This is a genomic window from Paracoccus aerius, assembly GCF_014656455.1.
GTDB classification, from domain to species: Bacteria; Pseudomonadota; Alphaproteobacteria; order Rhodobacterales; family Rhodobacteraceae; genus Paracoccus; species Paracoccus aerius.
On sequence record NZ_BNCL01000009.1, the window covers coordinates 70,128 to 88,468 of the forward strand.

At 66.6% G+C, this 18,341-nt stretch carries 20 protein-coding genes; 10 read left to right on the forward strand and 10 right to left on the reverse strand.

What is annotated here, in order from left to right; genetic code table 11:
* Both IE224_RS11960 and IE224_RS11965 read right to left on the reverse strand, forming a co-directional pair.
* Positions 1-2,694, reverse strand: coding sequence for a [protein-PII] uridylyltransferase (locus IE224_RS11960; protein WP_191310761.1), 2,694 nt, complete (start codon positions 2,692-2,694; stop codon positions 1-3).
* A 92-nt stretch (positions 2,695-2,786) separates the two neighbouring features.
* A complete protein-coding gene (locus IE224_RS11965) occupies positions 2,787-3,995 on the reverse strand; it encodes a penicillin-binding protein activator (protein WP_167622334.1) in 1,209 nt (402 codons plus the stop codon).
* A gap of 90 nt (positions 3,996-4,085) precedes the next feature.
* On the opposite strand from IE224_RS11965, the gene rsmI reads away from it, so the two are divergent.
* From rsmI to IE224_RS11980, 3 genes are all read left to right on the forward strand, one after another.
* Positions 4,086-4,991, forward strand: coding sequence for a 16S rRNA (cytidine(1402)-2'-O)-methyltransferase (gene rsmI / locus IE224_RS11970; protein ID WP_191310658.1), 906 nt, complete (start codon positions 4,086-4,088; stop codon positions 4,989-4,991).
* 92 nt (positions 4,992-5,083) lie between these two features.
* Complete coding sequence (locus tag IE224_RS11975) at positions 5,084-5,434, forward strand: YraN family protein (RefSeq protein ID WP_229849358.1); 351 nt, start codon at positions 5,084-5,086, stop codon at positions 5,432-5,434.
* Between the two features lie 95 nt (positions 5,435-5,529).
* Positions 5,530-5,877 (forward strand): H-type lectin domain-containing protein, encoded by a 348-nt coding sequence (locus IE224_RS11980; RefSeq protein ID WP_167622331.1) that lies wholly within the window; start codon positions 5,530-5,532, stop codon positions 5,875-5,877.
* Here the strand turns inward: IE224_RS11980 and IE224_RS11985 are convergent.
* Positions 5,874-6,650, reverse strand: coding sequence for an alpha/beta fold hydrolase (locus tag IE224_RS11985; protein ID WP_191310660.1), 777 nt, complete (start codon positions 6,648-6,650; stop codon positions 5,874-5,876). The genes IE224_RS11980 and IE224_RS11985 overlap by 4 nt on opposite strands.
* Positions 6,647-7,246 (reverse strand): 2-hydroxychromene-2-carboxylate isomerase, encoded by a 600-nt coding sequence (locus tag IE224_RS11990; protein ID WP_191310662.1) that lies wholly within the window; start codon positions 7,244-7,246, stop codon positions 6,647-6,649. The genes IE224_RS11985 and IE224_RS11990 overlap by 4 nt, the downstream gene beginning before the upstream one ends.
* Before the next feature lie 87 nt (positions 7,247-7,333).
* Here IE224_RS11990 and IE224_RS11995 point away from each other — a divergent pair, with 87 nt between their 5' ends.
* The gene (locus IE224_RS11995; RefSeq protein ID WP_167622328.1) at positions 7,334-8,353 is read left to right on the forward strand and encodes a ribose-phosphate pyrophosphokinase; all 1,020 of its coding nucleotides are present in this window, start codon (positions 7,334-7,336) and stop codon (positions 8,351-8,353) included.
* A 61-nt stretch (positions 8,354-8,414) separates the two neighbouring features.
* On the opposite strand, the gene purD is transcribed toward IE224_RS11995, so the two are convergent.
* Positions 8,415-9,671, reverse strand: a complete 1,257-nt coding sequence (gene purD / locus IE224_RS12000; RefSeq protein WP_191310664.1) for a phosphoribosylamine--glycine ligase — start codon at positions 9,669-9,671, stop codon at positions 8,415-8,417.
* Positions 9,672-9,733: 62 nt separating this feature from the next.
* Between purD and xseA the strand changes: the two genes are divergently transcribed.
* A complete protein-coding gene (gene xseA, locus IE224_RS12005; protein ID WP_191310666.1) occupies positions 9,734-11,290 on the forward strand; it encodes an exodeoxyribonuclease VII large subunit in 1,557 nt (518 codons plus the stop codon).
* Between the two features lie 87 nt (positions 11,291-11,377).
* Here xseA and IE224_RS12010 read toward each other — a convergent pair whose 3' ends face one another.
* The 3 genes from IE224_RS12010 to trhA all read right to left on the reverse strand — a co-directional run bounded on the left by IE224_RS12010 (position 11,378) and on the right by trhA (position 13,978).
* Complete coding sequence (locus IE224_RS12010; RefSeq protein WP_229849364.1) at positions 11,378-12,586, reverse strand: MFS transporter; 1,209 nt, start codon at positions 12,584-12,586, stop codon at positions 11,378-11,380.
* A complete protein-coding gene (gene eda / locus IE224_RS12015) occupies positions 12,583-13,227 on the reverse strand; it encodes a bifunctional 4-hydroxy-2-oxoglutarate aldolase/2-dehydro-3-deoxy-phosphogluconate aldolase (protein WP_167622325.1) in 645 nt (214 codons plus the stop codon). The genes IE224_RS12010 and eda overlap by 4 nt, the downstream gene beginning before the upstream one ends.
* A gap of 100 nt (positions 13,228-13,327) precedes the next feature.
* Entirely contained in the window at positions 13,328-13,978 is a 651-nt protein-coding gene (gene trhA, locus IE224_RS12020) for a PAQR family membrane homeostasis protein TrhA (RefSeq protein ID WP_191310669.1), read from the reverse strand.
* A 238-nt stretch (positions 13,979-14,216) separates the two neighbouring features.
* Between trhA and rpsB the strand changes: the two genes are divergently transcribed.
* The 3 genes from rpsB (at position 14,217) to IE224_RS12035 (ending at position 16,709) form a co-directional block, all read left to right on the forward strand.
* The gene (rpsB, locus tag IE224_RS12025; protein ID WP_167622323.1) at positions 14,217-15,002 is read left to right on the forward strand and encodes a 30S ribosomal protein S2; all 786 of its coding nucleotides are present in this window, start codon (positions 14,217-14,219) and stop codon (positions 15,000-15,002) included.
* A gap of 84 nt (positions 15,003-15,086) precedes the next feature.
* Complete coding sequence (gene tsf, locus IE224_RS12030; protein WP_191310672.1) at positions 15,087-15,998, forward strand: translation elongation factor Ts; 912 nt, start codon at positions 15,087-15,089, stop codon at positions 15,996-15,998.
* A 126-nt stretch (positions 15,999-16,124) separates the two neighbouring features.
* On the forward strand, positions 16,125-16,709 hold the full coding sequence (locus IE224_RS12035; protein WP_191310674.1) for a (d)CMP kinase: 585 nt from the start codon (positions 16,125-16,127) through the stop codon (positions 16,707-16,709).
* On the opposite strand, the gene IE224_RS12040 is transcribed toward IE224_RS12035, so the two are convergent.
* Complete coding sequence (locus IE224_RS12040) at positions 16,710-16,982, reverse strand: I78 family peptidase inhibitor (protein WP_167622320.1); 273 nt, start codon at positions 16,980-16,982, stop codon at positions 16,710-16,712.
* 71 nt (positions 16,983-17,053) lie between these two features.
* On the opposite strand from IE224_RS12040, the gene IE224_RS12045 reads away from it, so the two are divergent.
* On the forward strand, positions 17,054-17,353 hold the full coding sequence (locus tag IE224_RS12045) for a hypothetical protein (protein WP_191310676.1): 300 nt from the start codon (positions 17,054-17,056) through the stop codon (positions 17,351-17,353).
* 2 nt (positions 17,354-17,355) lie between these two features.
* Here IE224_RS12045 and IE224_RS12050 read toward each other — a convergent pair whose 3' ends face one another.
* Positions 17,356-17,889 (reverse strand): superoxide dismutase family protein, encoded by a 534-nt coding sequence (locus tag IE224_RS12050; protein WP_191310678.1) that lies wholly within the window; start codon positions 17,887-17,889, stop codon positions 17,356-17,358.
* A gap of 122 nt (positions 17,890-18,011) precedes the next feature.
* Between IE224_RS12050 and IE224_RS12055 the strand changes: the two genes are divergently transcribed.
* Positions 18,012-18,320 (forward strand): ETC complex I subunit, encoded by a 309-nt coding sequence (locus tag IE224_RS12055; protein ID WP_167622317.1) that lies wholly within the window; start codon positions 18,012-18,014, stop codon positions 18,318-18,320.
* Positions 18,321-18,341 lie beyond the last annotated feature (21 nt).

The following is an 18,341-nucleotide window of genomic DNA, read 5'->3' on the forward strand; positions in this document are numbered from 1 at the left end:
TCAAGCCTCTGCCCGTTTCGCCCCGTCGGCAATCGCCGCGCGCAATTTCTTTTCCAAAGCGTCGCGCCTGGCTTCGCTGTGCAATTTGAGGCCGAACATATCCTTGACGTAGAAACTGTCCACCACCTGCGCGCCGAAAGTGGCGATCACGGCGCTGACGATCTGGATGTGGTTTGCGGCCATGGTCCGCGTCAGGTCGTAAAGCAGGCCCGGACGGTCGCGGGTATCTACCTCGATGATGGTATAGATGTCGCTGCCTTCATTGTCGAAGGTGACATGGGTCGGGAACCTGAACTCGCGCGTGCGCTTCTTGGGCTTGTCGCGGGTTGCAAAGGCCTCGCGCGCCACGATCTCGCCCTTCAGCGTGCGCAGGATCGTCTGGCGCAGCTTGGGCAGGCGGTCCTCGTCAAAGGGGCTGCCGTCGGGATCCTGCACCCAGAAGACAGCCGTCGCGAAGCCGTCGCGGGTTGTATAGGTCCGCGCATCGACGACGTTCGCCCCCATCAGCGTCAGCGCCCCGCAGAGGCGCGAGAAGATGCCCGGATGGTCGGCCAGCACGAAGGCTGCGCGGGTCGCGTCGCGGTCCGGATCGGCCCGCAGGTCGATGCGGATCTCGTCCGGGCCGATGCCGTTCAAGAGTTCGGCAAAGCTGGCCTGGGTCTCGGTCGGCAAGCCCGACCAGTAGTTGTCGTAATGCCGTCCCAGTTCGGCGCGGATCTCCCGGGGCTCCCAGCCCTTGGCGACCAGAAGATGGCGCAGGCTGCGCTTGGCCTCGTTCTGGCGGCGGTCGCGGTTCAGTTCCTCAAGACCGTTTTCCAGCACAAGCGCCGTCTCGGTATGCAACCTGCGCAACAGCGCCGCCTTCCAGTTGTTCCAGGTGCCCGGACCCACGCCGCGGATGTCACAGACCGTCAGCACCAGCAGCATGTCCAGCCGCCGCCGCGTCTTCACGGCCTTGGCGAAGTCGCGCAACGTGCGGGGGTCGGCAATGTCGCGCTTCTGCGCCACGTCCGACATCAGCAGGTGGTTGCGGACCAGCCATTCGACTGTCTCGATCTCGTCCTGCGGAAAGCCGAAGCGCGCCGCGATCCGCCGCGCCAGCCGCGCGCCCAGGATCGAGTGATCCTCGCGCCGGCCCTTGCCGATGTCGTGCAGCAGCACCGCCAGGTAAAGGACGCGGCGGTTGATGCCGGACTCCATGATCTCGCTGGACAGGGGCAGGTCATCGGGATGCTCGCCCCGCTCGATCTCGGCAAGGGCGGCGACGCATTGGATGGAATGTTCGTCGACGGTATAGTGGTGATACATGTTGAATTGCATCATCGCCACGACCGGCTCGAATTCCGGGATGAAGGCGGCAAGCACCCCCAGTTCGTTCATGCGCCGCAGCCCGCGCTCGGGATTGCCGTGCTTCAGCAGCAGATCCATGAAGATGTGGATCGCCTCGGGATCGCTGCGGACCTTGTCGTCGATGAGGTCCAGATTCGCGGCCACCAGCCGCATCGCGTCGGGGTGGATCAGGATGCCGGTGCGCAGGGCTTCCTCGAACAGGCGCAGGATGTTCAGGGGATCGCGCAGGAATTCGGCATCGTCCGTGATGCTGAGGCGGCCGTGACTGTCGGTGAAGCCTTCGCGCATCTTGCGGCGGCGGCGGAACAGGCGGCCCAGAAAGGGGGCGCTGCGAACGTGCCGTGCCTCGAGCTCGGTCAGGAAGACGCGGGTCAGTTCACCCACATGGGTGGCGTGCCGGAAGTAATCCTGCATGAAATACTCGACCCCGCGCCGGGCCGAGGTGTCGCGATAGCCCATGCGACGCGCGACCTCGACCTGCATGTCGAAGGACAGGACATCCACCGGGCGGCCTGCGATCAGGTGCAGGTGGCAGCGCACGGCCCAAAGGAAATCCTCGGCCTGCCAGAACGCCAGGTGTTCTTCCCGCGTGAAGACGCCCAGGTCGACCAGTTCGACGGCCCGGTCGACGCGATGGATGTATTTTGCGATCCAGTACAGGGTCTGAAGGTCGCGCAGCCCGCCCTTGCCTTCCTTGACGTTGGGTTCAAGGACATAGCGTTGCCCGCCCTGGCGCTGATGGCGGGCCGAACGCTCCTCGAGCTTGGCCTCGATGAACTCCGGCACGGTTCTTGAAAAAAGCTCGACCCAAAGACGTTCGCGCAGTTCCTCGGCCAAGGGGGCGTGGCCCGTGACCAGCCGGTGTTCGACCAGCGAGGTGCGGATGGTCATGTCCCCCGCGCCCAGGCGGATGCAGTCGTCCACGCTGCGGATCGAATAGCCGATCTTCAGCTTCAGATCCCACAGGACATACAGCATGGATTCGACCACGCTTTCGGCCCAGGCCGTGATCTTCCACGGCGTCAGGAACAGCAGGTCCAGATCCGAGGCGGGCGCCATTTCGGCCCTGCCATAGCCGCCGACGCCCAGCACGGCCAGCCGCTCGGCCTCGGACTGTGATCGCTGGGGATGCAGCCAGACCGTCGCCACATGATGGGTGGCGATCACGATGCCGTCGGTCAGGCTGGCGATGGCGCGGACGGTTTCGCGGGCGGCGCGAGGGTGGCTGGCCAAGCCCGCCTCGATCGCGCGCATGGCCTCGGCCCGCGCGTCCGAAAGGACGGCCACGGTGCGGGCGCGAATGTCGCGTCGGTCGGTCAGGCCGTTCAGCGCCGCGTCCAGCATCGGAAGGAAGCTGTCGGGGTCGAAGAGGGGATGCGCCCCGGACAATGCCGGGGCGCTTTGCAGGATCGCAGTGTCGACGCGCTGGGCCAAGATCAGAACCCGGCGCCACCAAAGCCGCGCTGTGCGGGATCGAGGATCACCAGCCGGTTGCCGCGGAGCGTCGCAACGGCAAGCGCCCGTTCCGACGTGCCGTCGGGCCGCAGGCGGAAGACGCCGCCGACGCCGGCAAAGCCCGCGCGCTGCGTCAGCCCTGTCGTCGTCAGCGCGTTGCGCTGCCCGCCGCGCACCAGGGACGAGATCGCCGCGACGCCGTCATAGGCAAGGCTTGCCAGTTCGTGCGGCTGCTCGCCATAGGCGCTGCGATAGCGGGCGTCGAACTGCGCGCGCAGGCCTTGGTCCGGGATCGCGAACCATCCTTCCTGCAACTGCGGCAAGGAGGCCCGGGCAGGGGGCTGGTCCCAGCGGGTCAGGCCCATCATCTGCGTGACCGGCGATCGGACGCCGGCCGCGGCCAGCTTTTCCGTTAGATAGGGCAGAACGGCCTGGTTGTTGGCGGTCATGAAGACGGCATCGACCTGACCCGACTGCGCCGCAGCAGCGATCTGTGGGACCACGGCGTCGATCCCCGTGACCGAGACCGGGTGGTTGATCCGGCCTGCCATCCGCGCGCCGTTGCGGGCGATCGCGGTCTCGATCGCGCGGCCGCCGATCTGGCCCGCGACGTCATCCTCGGCCACGACAAAGACGTTGCGCTTGCCCTGGCGGACGCCGAAGCCCACCAGCCGGTCCGCGATGTTGGCGAAGCTGTTGCCCAGGATGAAGACGTTGCCACCCGCGATCTCGGCATTGTTCGAAAAGGACAGCACGTTGATGTTGCGCGGCCGCATGGCGTTGCCCACGGCATTCGCGCCTTCGGCAAACAGCGGACCGACGATGATCTGCGCGCCTGCGTCGGCGGCCGCATTGGCCTGGGCCACGGCTTGTTCCGTGCTGGTGCCGGTATCATAAACGCGCAGGTCGATGCTGGCGCCCTGGGCATCGGCCGCAGCCATCCGCGCCGCGTTCTTCAGGCTGCGCGACAGCCATTCCAGATCCGCCGATCCGCTGCCGCCGGGCGCCAGAAGCGCGACCCGCACCGGCTCTCCTGGATTGATGAGCGGGCCAATAGCCGGCCCGCTTGCCTGCTGCGACCCGCCGGTAGGTTCGCAAGCGGCAAGCACGAAGGCCGACAGGATCGCAGCGGTGCGCGCGACGATGCGGCGCAATCCGGTGCCAGGCCGGGTTGTTGCGGAAACGACCATATGAATTTTCCCTGCTGTAGGATATCGGGCGAGCTTGGGCCAGCCTAGGACCATCGGTCCGGCTTGGCAATCAGTCGGAAGGAGAAGGCGATGACCGAGAAACGCGACGAAATCCAGCCCGCGCATCGCCTTGCGGCCCATGTCGAGGTGCCCAGGCTGGACAACGGGCTTTACCTCGTGGCGACGCCAATCGGCACGGCGCGAGACATCACGTTGCGCGCCCTGGACGTGCTGAACGGCGCGGACGTTCTAGCGGCCGAGGACACGCGGGTGCTGCGCCAGCTTCTGGACATCCATGGCATTCCCCTGCGCGGGCGGCGGATCGCCCCCTATCACGACCACAACGGCGAACGCGCCCGGCCCGGGCTGATGGCCGCCCTGGCAGAGGGGGCAAGCATCGCCTATGCCTCGGATGCCGGGACGCCGCTGGTGGCCGATCCAGGCTATCGCCTGGCGCGCGAAGTGGCCGAGGCGGGCTACCGCGTCCATGCGGTTCCCGGCCCCTCGGCCCCCTTGGCGGCGTTGAGCCTGTCGGGACTGCCCAGCGACCGCTTCCTGTTCCTGGGGTTTCCGCCTTCGACCAAGGGTGCAAGGATGACCTGGCTGCGGCACTGGATGGCGGTCGACGCCACGCTGATCCTGTTCGAGAGCCCGCGGCGCGTTAACCAGACATTGAAGGAGATGTGCGAGGTTGACCCGAATCGTCCTACAGTGGTGGCACGCGAGCTGACCAAGAAGTTCGAGGAAGTGATCCGGGGATCCGCCGCCGATTTGGCCGCCGATCCGCGCATGGCCGCCCTGAAGGGCGAGGTGGTGATGCTGCTGGACCGCCCCACGGCGGTACAGGCCGATGACGATGTGGTCAGGACCGCGCTGCAGGCGCGGCTGGGGGCTATGACGGTGAAAGACGCCGCCCGAGAGGTGGCAGGGGAACTGGGAATGGCACGGCGCGATGTTTATCAGATCGCGCTGGGTATGGCTGAAGATAGGAATTGATGATGGGTCACATTGCAAGACCGCTGGATCTTCCATGGGCATTGCCTGTCCCATCCAGGCAGGCATCGCCCTTGCGGAAGGCACGGGGACACATGGCAAACCTGTCCGGCAGCCTTGCGGAGGAGAGCGTTGCGCGCCTGCTGGAACGGCGGGGCATGTCGATCCTTGCGCGCCGCTGGCGTGGCAAGGCAGGCGAGATCGACGTGATTGCCCGCGATGGATCCTGCCTGGTGTTCGTCGAGGTCAAGCAATCTTCGACACATGAGGCAGCCGCAGCCAGGCTGGGGGCCGCGCAGCAGGGGCGCATCATGCGCGCGGCATTGGAGTATTGCGAGTCGCTGGGACAGGGATTGTTGCCTGAAATGCGCTTTGACGCTGCCTTGGCCGACGCGCAGGGCCGGATCGAGATCCTGGAACGCGCCTTCGAGGAATGCTGTGCCTGATCAGCAACGGCGGCATTGATGAGGCATCCACTTACTTTAGCTGCCTTGCACGGCGTAAGGATATCATCTGCGGGTGCCGTCGCGAAAGGTCAGGGATGAGGCGCTTCGATCATCATGCTGTGGGCGTCTGCCAAGGCTCGGCGCTGCTGTTCTCGGCGTTCGAGGACCAGGGCGAAATGTGGTCCGGCCATGGGCATCGACTTGTTCGCCATGCCGTCACATTCGAGGAGGCCTTTGCCGGCCCGCCGGTCGTGCATGTCTCCATTGCCATGTGGGATATCGACGGGCAGGCCAACCAGCGTGCCGACATCTGCGCAGAGGCCGTTTCCCGGACGGGCTTCGACATCCTTTTCCAGACCTGGGGCGATACGCGCGTGGCGCGGATCCGGGCCGAATGGCTGGCCATTGGTCCGGTGGCGCATCTGGACGATTTCAGCCTCTAGGCCCGGTCAAGGTTCAGGGCGATCAGCCCCGCCGTCTGGTCCGCATGGGTCAGCGGAAGCATATGCCCTGCCGACGGCACTATCGCCCGCCCAACATCGGCCAGGCGTGGCGCCAGGGCATCCGCGATCCGGTGGATGACAAGGGGGCTGTCCTGCCCTAGGATGATCATGACCGGGGCATCGATGGTTTCCAGCCTTCCCTCGTCCAGGATCCCTGCGCGGTCCCGTGTCAGGGTCTCATCGGTGTCGACCACCAGCTTGATCTGATCTGCCATGGCCCGTCGGGTGGCTGGGGGCAAGCTGTCGAAGGGCGCTGCGCCCCAGATGTCGATAAAGGCGCGCGCGGCATCGTCGTCACGCCCCTGGGCGATCATTTCGGCCATTGTTTGGTCGCGGGTGATCTGCTCGGCGTCGGGTGCTGCGGCAAAGAGCACCGGCTCGATCAGGGTCAGGCTTCGCACGGCTTCGGGCGCGGCGACGGCGATGCGCAGGGCGACCGTCGCGCCCAGACTGTGCCCGATCAGGTCCAGCGGCCGGTCGATGAAGCTGGCCGCGATCCGGGTGACCGAGGTGTGGAAGTCCGGCCCCTGGGGCTGGGGCTCCCACGGATCGCTGCGCCCATGGCCGGGCATGTCGAAACCCGCCAGATCGATCCGTCCTTCCAGGCGACCTGCGATCGGGCCCCAATAGGCGCCGTTGCCCATCATGCAATGCAGGGCCAGGGCGGGGCGATCCCGGTCGCCCGCCCAATGCCGCTTGTAGATGCCGGTCATAGCGAGGCGAGGTGACGGTCGAGGAAGTCGAGCCGGTCCTGCCCCCAGAACTTCTGTCCGCTTTCCCGGACCACGTAGAAGGGCGCGCCGAAGACCCCGGCCTCGACCGCCTGTTCAAGGTTACGGCCGTATGTCTCGGCGCCCACGAACAACCCGCTGTCCGCAAGTGAGGCATCGAAGCCATGCGCCGACAGGACCTCGCGGATGGTCGCGTCGTCGCTGATGTCGCGCTCTTCGGCCCAGACGGCGCGGAGGAAGCCCTGGACCAGCCCGCCGATGTCGCCGCCGCCCGCCTCCTGCGCCGCGATGATCGCATAGGACGAGGGCGCCATGTTCACCGGCCAGAAGGCGGGCTTCAGGTTCAGGGGCATGTCCAGATGCGCGGCCCAGCGGGGCAGTTCCTGGGCACGGTATTCCATGCGGCTGGGATGGCGGTTCGCGGGCCGCACGCCGCCCGTCCGGTCGAACAGTTGCAACAGATCCAGCGGCTTGTAGGTGATCGTCGCGCCGTGGCGTTCCGCGATCCGCTCCAGTCGGTCCCCGGCCAGGTAGGCCCAAGGGCTGATGGTCCCCAGATAGTAGTCGATATTGGCCATAAAGACGATCCTTCGCGATTTGCCCGCAGGCTAGCCGGGTGGTAAGGCGGGCGCAATCTGGCGAATCCCCCGAAAAAGGCCCCCTCCATGCCCGTCATGACCGAACCCAAGCTGATTTCCGGCAATGCAAACCGGACCCTTGCCGCATCCATCGCCCGGCGGATGTCGATGCATCGGGGCATGAATGTCAGCCTCTGCGACGCGAGGGTCGAGCGGTTCAACGACCAGGAAATCTTCGTCGAGGTCTATGAGAATGTCCGGGGCGAGGACATGTACATCATCCAGCCGACCTCGAATCCGGCGAACGACAACCTGATGGAGCTGATGGTCATGGCCGACGCCCTGCGCCGGTCCTCGGCCGCGCGGATCACGGCGGTCATTCCCTATTTCGGCTATGCCCGGCAGGATCGCCGGGCCAAGGCGCGCACGCCGATCAGCGCCAAGCTGGTCGCGAACCTGCTGACCGAGGCGGGGATCGACCGCGTGTTGACGCTGGACCTGCACGCGGCCCAGATCCAGGGCTTCTTCGACATTCCGGTGGACAACCTTTATGCCGCGCCGGTCTTCGCGCTTGACGTGCAGCATCATTTCAAGGGGCGGATGCAGGACCTGATGGTGGTGTCGCCCGACGTGGGCGGCGTGGCACGGGCGCGCGAACTGGCGACCCGGATCGGCGCGCCCTTGTCGATCGTGGACAAGCGCCGGGAAAAGGCCGGCGAGGTGGCCGAGATGACCGTGATCGGCGATGTGGAAGGCAAGGTCTGCATCATCGTCGACGATATCTGCGACACGGCCGGCACGCTGGTGAAGGCCGCCCAGACCCTGATCGACAGCGGTGCGACCGAGGTCCATGCCTATATCACCCACGGCGTCCTGTCCGGCCCCGCTGTGGAACGGGTCAGCAAATCCGTGATGAAATCGCTGGTCATCACCGATTCGATCCAGCCGACCGACGCGGTCAAGGCGGCCCCGAATATTCGCATCGTGCCGACCGCGCCGATGTTCACCCAGGCGATCCTGAACATCTGGAACGGCACCTCGGTCAGCAGCCTGTTCGAGACGGATACCCTGCTGCCCATTTACGAGGGGCTGTATTCCAGCCTGTGACGCTGGCGCCTGTGGCCCCGTCGGATGCCTCCGGCGGGGATATCTGGGCACAGAAGATGGGTCAGAGCGCGCGCCAGCCGATGTCGCGGCGGCAAAAACCCTGCGGCCAGTCGATGGCATCGACCTGCGCATAGGCACGGCGATGGGCTTCGGCAAGCGTGGCGCCGCGCCCTGTGCAGGTCAGGACGCGGCCGCCGGTCGCGATGACCTGCCCGTCCTCTGCGGCCGTGCCGGCGTGGAAGGTCATCTCGAAACTGGTCTCGGAAAGGCTGTCCAGCCCCTTGATGATGCTGCCTTTCTGGTAGCCGCCGGGGTATCCTTGGGCAGCCATGACGACGGTCAGCGCATGATCGTCGGCCCAGTTCACGGACATCCCGGTCAACCGTCCCTCGGCACAGGCCAGCAGTAGGTCGAGGATCTGCCCCCCCAGACGCATCATCAGCACCTGGCATTCGGGATCGCCGAAGCGGACATTGTATTCTACCAGCCGGGCCCGGCCGTCCTTGATCATCAGCCCGGCATAAAGGACGCCCTGGAAGGGCATCCCGCGGCGGGCCATTTCCGCCGCGGTGGGGCGGACGATCTGCGCCATCACCTGATCCTGCAGCGCATCGGTCAGCACGGGGGCGGGGCTATAGGCACCCATGCCCCCGGTGTTCGGGCCGGTGTCGCCGTCACCAACGCGCTTGTGATCCTGGGCGGTGCCCAGGGCCAGGCAGTCGGTGCCGTCGCAGAGGATGAAGAAGCTGGCTTCCTCGCCCTCCATGAACTCCTCGATCACGACCGACATCTTGCCGAACTCGCCGTCGAAGATCGCGTCGATGGCCTGGTGGGCTTGATCGATGGTTTCGGCCACAGTGACACCCTTGCCGGCTGCCAGGCCGTCGGCCTTGACCACGATCGGGGCGCCCTGCGCGGTCACGTAATCGCGGGCCGATGTTGCGTCTGTGAAGCGGGCCCAAGCGGCGGTGGGGGCGCCGCAGGCGTCGCAGATCTCCTTCGTGAAGGCCTTCGATGCCTCAAGCTGGGCTGCGGCCTGCGAGGGGCCGAAGACCAGAAATCCGGCATCGCGCAGGGCGTCGGACACGCCTGCGGCCAAGGGTGCCTCGGGTCCGATCACCACGAAGTCGATGGCGTTTTCCTGGGCGAACTCCAGCACCTCGGCCCGAGACAGGATGTTCAGGTCGGCGCATTCCGCGACATTGGCGATGCCTGCATTGCCCGGCGCGACGATCAGGCGGTCGCATTTCGGGTTCTGCCGGATCGCCCAGGCCAACGCATGTTCGCGCCCGCCGCCGCCGAGGATCAGGATGTTCATGGGCCGCCCTTTCGCTTCTGGTCGCGGCGTTCTAGTGTGGCGCGGCGAAGGGAACAAGCCGCATGGAATTGCTGGAAGACGCGCCGGGCAGCAACGCGCATGAATTCACGGTTTCCGAACTGTCGGGCGCGGTCAAGCGCAGCCTCGAGGATCAGTTCGGCCGCGTCCGCGTGCGCGGAGAGATCGGCCGCGTGTCGCGCCCGTCGTCGGGGCATCTGTATTTCGACCTCAAGGACGACCGCTCGGTCCTGGCCGCCGTCACCTGGAAGGGGCAGGCGTCCCGTCTGGCGCAGCGCCCCGAAGAGGGGATGGAGGTCATCGCCACCGGCCGCATCACCACCTTTCCAGGCCAGTCGAAATACCAGCTGATCGTCGACCAGATCGAGCCTGCGGGCCTTGGCGCGCTAATGGCGATGCTGGAAAAGCGCCGGCAGGCGCTGGCGGCCGAGGGATTGTTCGACGAGGGGCGCAAGCGTCCGCTGCCGTCGCTGCCGCGGGTGATCGGGGTCGTGACCTCGCCGTCGGGGGCGGTGATCCGCGACATCCTGCACCGGCTGCGCGACCGCTTTCCGACCCGCGTGCTGATCTGGCCGGTGGCCGTGCAGGGCGAAGGCTGCGCGCCGCAGGTGGCGGCCGCGATCCGTGGCTTCAACGACCTCGCCGTGGGCGGGCCGATCCCGCGCCCTGACCTGCTGATCGTCGCGCGGGGCGGCGGCAGCCTGGAAGACCTATGGGGCTTCAACGAGGAAGCAGTGGTCCGTGCGGCAGCCGAAAGCCGGATCCCGCTGATCTCGGCCGTGGGGCACGAGACCGATACGACCCTGATCGACTTTGCATCGGACCGCCGCGCGCCGACCCCGACGGCTGCGGCGGAAATGGCAGTGCCGGTGCTGGCCGAACTGGCGGCGCGCCTTGCCGAATCGCAGGCACGGCTGACGCGCTGCGCGACCGTTCATGTCGAACGGCCCCGGCAGCGGCTGCGCGATCTGTCCCGCGCGCTTGGCCGTCCCGCGGCGCTGACCGAAGGGGCGCGGCAGCGGCTGGACCTGTGGGCCGGACGGCTGGACCCGGCGCTGCACGGGCTGGTCCGCGCGCGCCGGCATCAACTGGCGGTGCGGCCGATGCCCGTGGCATTGCTGCGCCGCTTCATGGACGGCAAGGGCCATGCGCTGCATCGGCTGGAGCATCGGCTGGACGCTGCCTCGGTCCGCCGGCTCGAACGGCGGCGCGACCGGATGACCGCGATGGGGGAACGGCTGGACGCGTCGCTGGCGCGGGTCATGACGACGGCCAGGCGGTCGATCCTGCAGCAGGGGCAGAAGGTCATAGACCTGGCCCGACGGCTGGACCTGGCCCTGCAAAGGTCAATTCGCACCCGCAGCGAAGCCCTTCAGCGCGTGGACCGGATGCGGCTGTCGTTGGGCTATACCGAGACGCTGAAGCGCGGTTTCGTGGTCGTGCATGGGCCGGATGGCGTCGTCACCTCGGCCAAGGCGGCGCGGCAGATGCCCCAGGTCGAACTGGAATTCGCCGATGGCAAGGTCGCGGCACGTCCCGAAGGTGCGCCTCCGAAGACCACGCGGAAGCCCAAGCCGCCCGAACAGAAATCCTTGTTCTAACCTTCACCTTGGTTCAAGAATCCTGGGGTCGCCGGTTGGTGCGGCGTTGTTCGAGAGCACCCACGTGCCAGGGGGCGGCCCCTGCCTCTACGCCTCGCGCGGGCGCAGCATCAGCCAGATCAGTGCGCCTCCGGCCAGCACCAGGAAGGGCAGCATGGCAAGGTTGACCGCGTTCCAGCCCGCGACGGTCGATCCGCCGCTGCAGTTCATCAACCCGCCCGAGGACAGCGAGGCCAGGAACACCCCGCCAAAGACGACGGCATCGTTCAGGCCCTGGACCCTGCCGCGTTCCTCGGGCGTATGGGCCCGCGTCAGCATGGCAGTGGCGCCGATATAGCCGAAGTTCCACCCCATCCCCAACAGGATCAGCGCGACGAAGAAGTTCGACAGCCCGACCCCGGACAGGGCCGCCGCGCCGGCCAGGGCCAGCAGGAACAGGCCGATCGCAACGATCCTCTCGGCCCCGAAGCGGGCGATCAGGTGGCCGGTGAAGAAGCTGGGCGCAAACATCGCCAGCACATGGGCGCTGACGATATTGGCCGCGTCGGTGGGCGCGAAGCCGCAGCCCACGACCGCCAGCGGGGTCGAGGTCATCACCAGGTTCATCAGCGCATAGGCCACCATTCCGCAGATCATTGCGACCGCGATCTGCGCCTGGCGCAGCAATTGCCGGACCGGCCGGCCCGAAGCGACGGGGGTGCGGTCTGTTAGGGCCTTGGGGCTTTGGAGAAAGGCGAACAGGAAAGGGCCCAGGGCATTCAGCCCGATCACAGCCAGATAGGTTGCCAGAAAAGGGACCGCCGTCAGGCCGTCGGTCGCCCGGACCAGGGCCGGACCGATGATCGCCGAGGCAAGGCCGCCCGCCATGACCCAGCTGATCGCGCGGGGGGCATAATCCTCGGGCGCGAGGTCGGTCGCGGCGAAGCGATAGAAGCCCTGAGCGGACATGTAGACGCCCGTCAGAAGCGAGCCGGCCATGAAGGACCAGAAGGACCCGGCCCAGAGGCCCCAGGCGGAAAGCGCAGCACCTGTTGCCCCGGCCAGGACAGCCAGCAGGAAACCGGCCTGCCGCCCGTGATCCTGCATGAAGCGCGCCAGGGGACGCGCAGTCAGCGCCGATCCAAGCACGATCATCGACAGGGGCAGGGTGGCGATGCAGGGATTGGGGGCCAGGATCTGGCCCGCAAGGCCGCCGACGATGAAGATCACCGACATCTGCGATCCCAGGATCGCCTGCGCGGCGACCAGCACGATCACGTTGCGCCGGGCGCGCGCCAGGTCGGCGGGCAAGGTCAGCCCCGGCTCAGCCGTGCGGCGGCATGGGCGCGTTCCTGGATCGCCCCCCAGTTCTCGGCATTGACATCGCCATCCGTCGCGATCCAGCTTCCGCCGACGCAGACGACATTGGGCAGGGACAGGTAGCTGCCGGCATTGGCGGTGGTGATGCCGCCTGTCGGGCAGAAGCTGATCCTGGGCAGGGGGCCGGCCAGGGCCTTGAGGGCTGGTGCGCCCCCGCTTGTCTCGGCCGGGAAGAACTTCACCATGTCATAGCCCGCGTCCGCCGCGCGCATCACCTCGGATGCGGTGGCGGTTCCGGGCAGCAGGGGCAGTTCCAGTTCCTCGCAGGCGGCGATCAGGCGATCCGTCAGGCCGGGCGAGACGGCGAAGGTCGCGCCTGCGTCCTTGGCCCGCCGTGCGTCATCGGGCGTCAGCACCGTTCCCGCGCCGACATGGCCGCCGGACACGGTGGACATCGCCCGGATCGCGTCCAGTGCCGCGTCCGAGCGAAGGGTGATCTCCAGCACCGGCAGCCCGCCCGTGACCAAGGCCCGCGCCAGGCCCGCCGCGCGTTCCGCGTTCTTGATCACGATGACCGGGATGACAGGGGCCAGGCTGCACAGTGCCCGCGTCTTTTGCGACTGGAGTTCGGGGTTCATGGCGCCACCTTCTGTTCCGCAATTCGCGCGCAACCTGCCCGGTCATGCCTTGCGATGCAAGCGGTTTGCCGTCCCGGCTGGCCGATGCCGATACCGCTAACTAAATGGCCGAAAGGACGGCGACATAATGGATGGCGGCAGCGGTCACGACAAAGCCGTGCCAGATCGCGTTCTGGAAGCGAAGCCGTTCCCAGACATGGAAGATCACGCCGACCGTATAGACGATGCCGCCGATCACGATCAGCAGCATCGACAGCGGCGGCAGGTGGTCGGCAATGGGACGGAAGGCGACCAGTCCACTCCACCCCATGAGGATATACAGAAGAATGGCCAGCCGGTCATAGCGGCCGGGCAGCAGGCATTTCAGCGCGATGCCAAGCGCGGCCATCGTCCAGATGCAGACCAGCAGCGCGAAGACCACCGGGTCCGACGACGCCTTGTGCAGGAACGGGGTATAGGTGGCGGCGATCAGGACGAAGATCGCGGAATGGTCCGCCCGCCTCAGGTGCCATTTCAGGGTCGAATGCGGCAGCATGTTGTAAAGGAACGACACCCCAAGCGACAGGATCAGCCCGGTGCCATAGATGGTCGCGGCCAGGACCTCGGCCGTTCCGGCCGAGGTGGCGGCGTGGAAGATCAGGGCGGTCACCCCGACAAGCGCAAGCACGACACCGATGCCGTGCACGATCCCGTCGGCAAGCAGTTCATAGAAATCGTAATGTCGCCCAAAGCGGAAGCGGCTGTCGGTCATGCTGGTCCCCTGATGAGCCGATCTTGCCTGAACGGGGCGGGCGCGGCAATTGACAGGTTGGTCAGGTCCCGCGTGATCGGCCGCATTGAAGCCCCTTGCAAATCGCCCGCGCAGGGTCTATCTGCGCGACACTTCACAGGCAGGGGCGGGCCCTTGCGGGAGAAATCCGCAAAAGGTCCACCGGTTGGGGCAGATGCCCTGAATCCCCTGCCAAGGCGCAAACCGGAAAGGACATGGAATGGCGCTTCCCGAATTCAATCTGCGTCAGCTCTTGGAAGCTGGCGTTCACTATGGTCACCAGACGCAACGCTGGAACCCGCGCATGGCGGAGTTCATCTATGGCGACCGCAACGGCATCCACATCCTGGACCTGACCCAGACCTTGCCGATGCTGGACGCGGCCCTGCAGGTCGTGCGCGACACCGTTGCCAAGGGCGGCCGCGTGCTGTTCGTCGGCACCAAGCGCCAGGCCCAGAAGCCCATCGCGGACGCCGCCGAACGTTCGGCCCAGTTCTACATGAACCACCGCTGGCTGGGCGGCACGCTGACCAACTGGAAAACCGTGTCCCAGTCGATCAACCGCCTGAAGGCGATTGACGAGACGATGGCCGGCGGCGCGGAAGGCATGACCAAGAAAGAGCGTCTGCAGCTGGAACGCGAGCAGGCGAAACTGCAAGCCTCGCTGGGCGGCATCCGCCACATGGGCGGCCTGCCGGACCTGCTGTTCGTCATCGACGTGAACAAGGAAGACCTGGCCATCCTGGAAGCCAAGAAGCTGGGCATCCCGGTCGTCGCCGTGGTCGACACCAACTGCTCGCCCGAAGGCGTGGACTACATCATCCCCGGAAACGACGACGCGGCCCGCGCCATCGCGCTGTATTGCGACCTGGCCAGCCGTGCGGCGCTTGACGGCATGTCGGCGCAAATGGGTGCGGCCGGTGTGGACGTGGGCGCATTGTCCGACGCCCCCGACGAGCTGCTGGACCAGCCCGCCGCCGAGGAAGAGGCAACCGCCGACGCCTGATCGTCGCCGCGAACCGGATATTTACGGAACTGTCGTCAGGCGGGGATATGCCCCGCCTGACGCGTTGATCAAAGGAGACGGATCATGGCTATCACCGCCGCGATGGTGAAAGAGCTGCGCGAAACGACCGGCGCAGGGATGATGGATGCCAAGAAGGCGCTGACCGAAACCGACGGCAACATGGAAGCCGCCATCGACTGGCTGCGCACCAAGGGCCTTGCCAAGGCCGCCAAGAAGGCCGACCGCGTGGCCGCCGAAGGCCTGATCGGCGTGCAGGTGACCGATGGCCGCGGCGTCGCCGTCGAGATCAACTCGGAAACCGATTTCGTTGCCAAGAACGCCGATTTCCAGCAACTGGTCCGCGACATCACCGACATCGCGCTGACCACGGCGGATGACATCGAGGTGCTGAAGGCCACGCACCTGAACGGCAAGCCCGTGTCCGAGGTGCTGACCGACGCCATCGCCCGCATCGGCGAGAACATGACCCTGCGCCGGATGCACCTGCTGGAAGGCGAAACCGTCGTTTCCTATGTCCACAACGCCGCGGGCGAGGGCATGGGCAAGATCGGCGTGCTGGTCGCGCTGAAGGGCGACAAGGACAAGGCGCAGGCCGTCGGCAAGCAGTTCGCGATGCATATCGCCGCGACCAACCCGGTCTCGTTGTCGGAAGCCACGCTTGACCCGGCCCTGCTGGCGCGCGAGCTGGAAGTCCAGACCGCCAAGGCCTTGGAAGAGAACGCCGCATCGGCCAAGCCGAAGCCGGAAGCCGTGATCCAGAACAACATCATCCCCGGCCGGATGAAGAAGTTCGTGGCTGAAAACACGCTGCTGGGCCAGCCCTTCGTGATCAACCCCGATGTCACCGTCGAACAGGCCGCGACGGAAGCCGGGGTCGAGATCACCGGCTTTGCCCGCGTTTCCGTGGGCGAAGGCATCGAGAAGAAGGAAGAGGATTTCGCCGCCGAGGTCGCCAAGACCCTGGGCAACGCCTGATCCTTTCCGTCACGATCAAGACGACGAACGCCGGTCCCCTTGGGCCGGCGTTTTCTTTTGCGCAAGGCGGTGGACCTGGGGCCGCGCGCCGTGCGATGGAGGGCGCGAAACCAGTGTTGCGTGACCATGCCATTCATCATCGCCATCGACGGACCGGCCGCCTCGGGCAAGGGCACCATCGCCCGCGCCCTGGCCGCCCATTTCGGCTTTCATCACCTTGATACCGGCCTGCTGTATCGGGCCGTGGGGGCGAAGGGGGGCGATCCGGTCGCGGCAGCGCGGACGCTTGAAAAAACAGACCTTTCGCGCCCGGATCTGCGCAGCGCCGAGGCTGGGCAGGCCGCCAGCCGCATCGCCGCCATTCCCGAAGTCCGCGCAGCACTTCTGGCCTTCCAGCACCGCTTCGCAGGTCAAGAACCGGGCGCGGTTCTGGACGGTCGCGATATCGGCACGGTGATCTGCCCCGGTGCGCCGGTAAAGCTGTATGTCACGGCCTCGGACCAGGTCCGCGCGCAGCGGCGGGCGGCGGAACTGGGTGCCGATCCCGTCCTGATGCTGGCCGAATTGCAGGAACGCGACCGGCGCGACCGCGAACGCGCGACAGCGCCGCTGCGGCCTGCCGAGGACGCGGTGGTGCTGGACACAAGCAACCTGACGATCACGGATGCGATTGCCCGGGCCGTGGCTGTCGTGGACCGTGCGAGGGGCTGATCAGCCGCAGGTCACGCGTGCGATCCAGCCCTTGGGGTCCAGGAAGATGTTCAGCCGGCCCGGCTGGTATTCCTGGGTCACCAGCTGCCCCGGGCTGATTTCCCGATAGTGGAGCTGGGGCGGCAAGGTCACCTCTCCGATGTTCATCCCTACCAGCCGCTGGTGCTGTGTCAGATCGCATTGGGTGGCAGCGACCGTCAGGCTATAGCCGGATGCGCAGGCACCGACACTTGTTGCAGCGATGACGAAAAGGATTGCGCGGGCCCACGGCATTCGATCACCTCTCTGTTTCAAGCAGAACGAACGGGGCGCCCGCGCGTTCCTTTCGCAAAAGGAGAAAAGCGATGAAACAAGCACTTGCAGGACTGTTTCTGATCCTGCCGCTGGCGGCCTGGGGATCGTCCGACGAGGCCTGGGACGATTTCCGCGCCTCGGTCGAGGAAAGCTGCCGCAGCTTGGTCCAGACCGCGCCCGATGCCACCGTCACCGTCGAGGTCAACCCCTTCGGTTCCGAAAGCTATGGCGCGGCCCTGATCACGGTGGGCCAAGGCGGGACGCAGGAAAGGATGATCTGCATCTATGACAAGCAGGCCGCAACGGCCGAGGTCACGGCGCCCTTCGCGGACGCCGCGCCAGTCGAATAGGATCAGCCTGCCTGGGCGAAGGTGCCGCAGGCCACCCGCCCCCCGGCATGGCCCGAGGGCTGGCCGACATAGTCGTCGGGCTGTTCATGGATGATGATGGCCGCCCCGTTGTCGTCCATCATCAGCTCGGTCGTCAGGTCGGCGGCGAAATGCTCGACCGTCAGCGCCCCGCTGTCGGGGACGTGGATGTTGGGCAGGTCGCCAGGATGCGGCCCGTTTGCCGACATGACGCCATGTTCCTTGTCGCCCGCCAGATGGCCGCCCGCCGATTCGAAATCGGGCGGCGAACATTCGCCAGTCTCGTGGATATGGGCGCCGTGGATGCCGGGCGGCAGGCCCTCGAGCTCCAGCGTGACCAGCATCATCCCCGACGGCGTGGCGACGGCGGTCGCGGTGCCCAGGCTTTCGCCCTCGGCGGTTTTCAGTTCGGCGATCAGGGGTGCTGCGCCCTCGGCCGGTGGGGGGGATGCGGCATCCTGCGCGGCGGCGGGAAAGGCCATCATCAGCCCAAGGGCGGCTGCTGTGCGAAACGGCATCGTATCCTCCTGCGTTGTTGCGGTATCGCGGGTCAACGCAAGCCGGGACCAGCCGTTCCGGCCCTTGATCAGCGGCCCGCGATTGGCGATAAGTCGCGCGATATCGACCGAAAGGCTGCCCAATGCGCGTTCGCATCTATCAACCTGCCCGCAATGCCATGCAGTCCGGCAATGCGCGGACCAAGAAATGGGTGCTGGAGTTTCCGCCCCAGGGGCGCGACATCGACCCCTTGATGGGCTGGATCAGCAGCGACGACACCCAAAGCCAGGTCCGCCTGCACTTCGAGACCCAGAAGCAGGCCGAGGATTACGCCCGCGAGCGTGGCCTGGAATATGTCGTCCAGCCACCCCACAGCCGCGCCGCCAATATCCGCCCCCGCGGCTATGGCGAGAACTTCGCGACCGACCGCCGCGGCCCTTGGACGCACTGACCGACAGGCGCGCCGGCCGCC

Bases quoted from the DNA above. Each gene is read 5' to 3' on its own strand.
- IE224_RS11960 (WP_191310761.1), bottom strand. From the start codon at position 2,694: ATGCTGGACGCGGCGCTGAACGGCCTGACCGACCGACGCGACATTCGC.
- IE224_RS11965 (WP_167622334.1), bottom strand. From the start codon at position 3,995: ATGGTCGTTTCCGCAACAACCCGGCCTGGCACCGGATTGCGCCGCATC.
- rsmI (WP_191310658.1), top strand. From the start codon at position 4,086: ATGACCGAGAAACGCGACGAAATCCAGCCCGCGCATCGCCTTGCGGCC.
- IE224_RS11975 (WP_229849358.1), top strand. From the start codon at position 5,084: ATGGCAAACCTGTCCGGCAGCCTTGCGGAGGAGAGCGTTGCGCGCCTG.
- IE224_RS11980 (WP_167622331.1), top strand. From the start codon at position 5,530: ATGAGGCGCTTCGATCATCATGCTGTGGGCGTCTGCCAAGGCTCGGCG.
- IE224_RS11985 (WP_191310660.1), bottom strand. From the start codon at position 6,650: ATGACCGGCATCTACAAGCGGCATTGGGCGGGCGACCGGGATCGCCCC.
- IE224_RS11990 (WP_191310662.1), bottom strand. From the start codon at position 7,246: ATGGCCAATATCGACTACTATCTGGGGACCATCAGCCCTTGGGCCTAC.
- IE224_RS11995 (WP_167622328.1), top strand. From the start codon at position 7,334: ATGCCCGTCATGACCGAACCCAAGCTGATTTCCGGCAATGCAAACCGG.
- purD (WP_191310664.1), bottom strand. From the start codon at position 9,671: ATGAACATCCTGATCCTCGGCGGCGGCGGGCGCGAACATGCGTTGGCC.
- xseA (WP_191310666.1), top strand. From the start codon at position 9,734: ATGGAATTGCTGGAAGACGCGCCGGGCAGCAACGCGCATGAATTCACG.
- eda (WP_167622325.1), bottom strand. From the start codon at position 13,227: ATGAACCCCGAACTCCAGTCGCAAAAGACGCGGGCACTGTGCAGCCTG.
- trhA (WP_191310669.1), bottom strand. From the start codon at position 13,978: ATGACCGACAGCCGCTTCCGCTTTGGGCGACATTACGATTTCTATGAA.
- rpsB (WP_167622323.1), top strand. From the start codon at position 14,217: ATGGCGCTTCCCGAATTCAATCTGCGTCAGCTCTTGGAAGCTGGCGTT.
- tsf (WP_191310672.1), top strand. From the start codon at position 15,087: ATGGCTATCACCGCCGCGATGGTGAAAGAGCTGCGCGAAACGACCGGC.
- IE224_RS12035 (WP_191310674.1), top strand. From the start codon at position 16,125: ATGCCATTCATCATCGCCATCGACGGACCGGCCGCCTCGGGCAAGGGC.
- IE224_RS12040 (WP_167622320.1), bottom strand. From the start codon at position 16,982: ATGCCGTGGGCCCGCGCAATCCTTTTCGTCATCGCTGCAACAAGTGTC.
- IE224_RS12045 (WP_191310676.1), top strand. From the start codon at position 17,054: ATGAAACAAGCACTTGCAGGACTGTTTCTGATCCTGCCGCTGGCGGCC.
- IE224_RS12050 (WP_191310678.1), bottom strand. From the start codon at position 17,889: ATGCCGTTTCGCACAGCAGCCGCCCTTGGGCTGATGATGGCCTTTCCC.
- IE224_RS12055 (WP_167622317.1), top strand. From the start codon at position 18,012: ATGCGCGTTCGCATCTATCAACCTGCCCGCAATGCCATGCAGTCCGGC.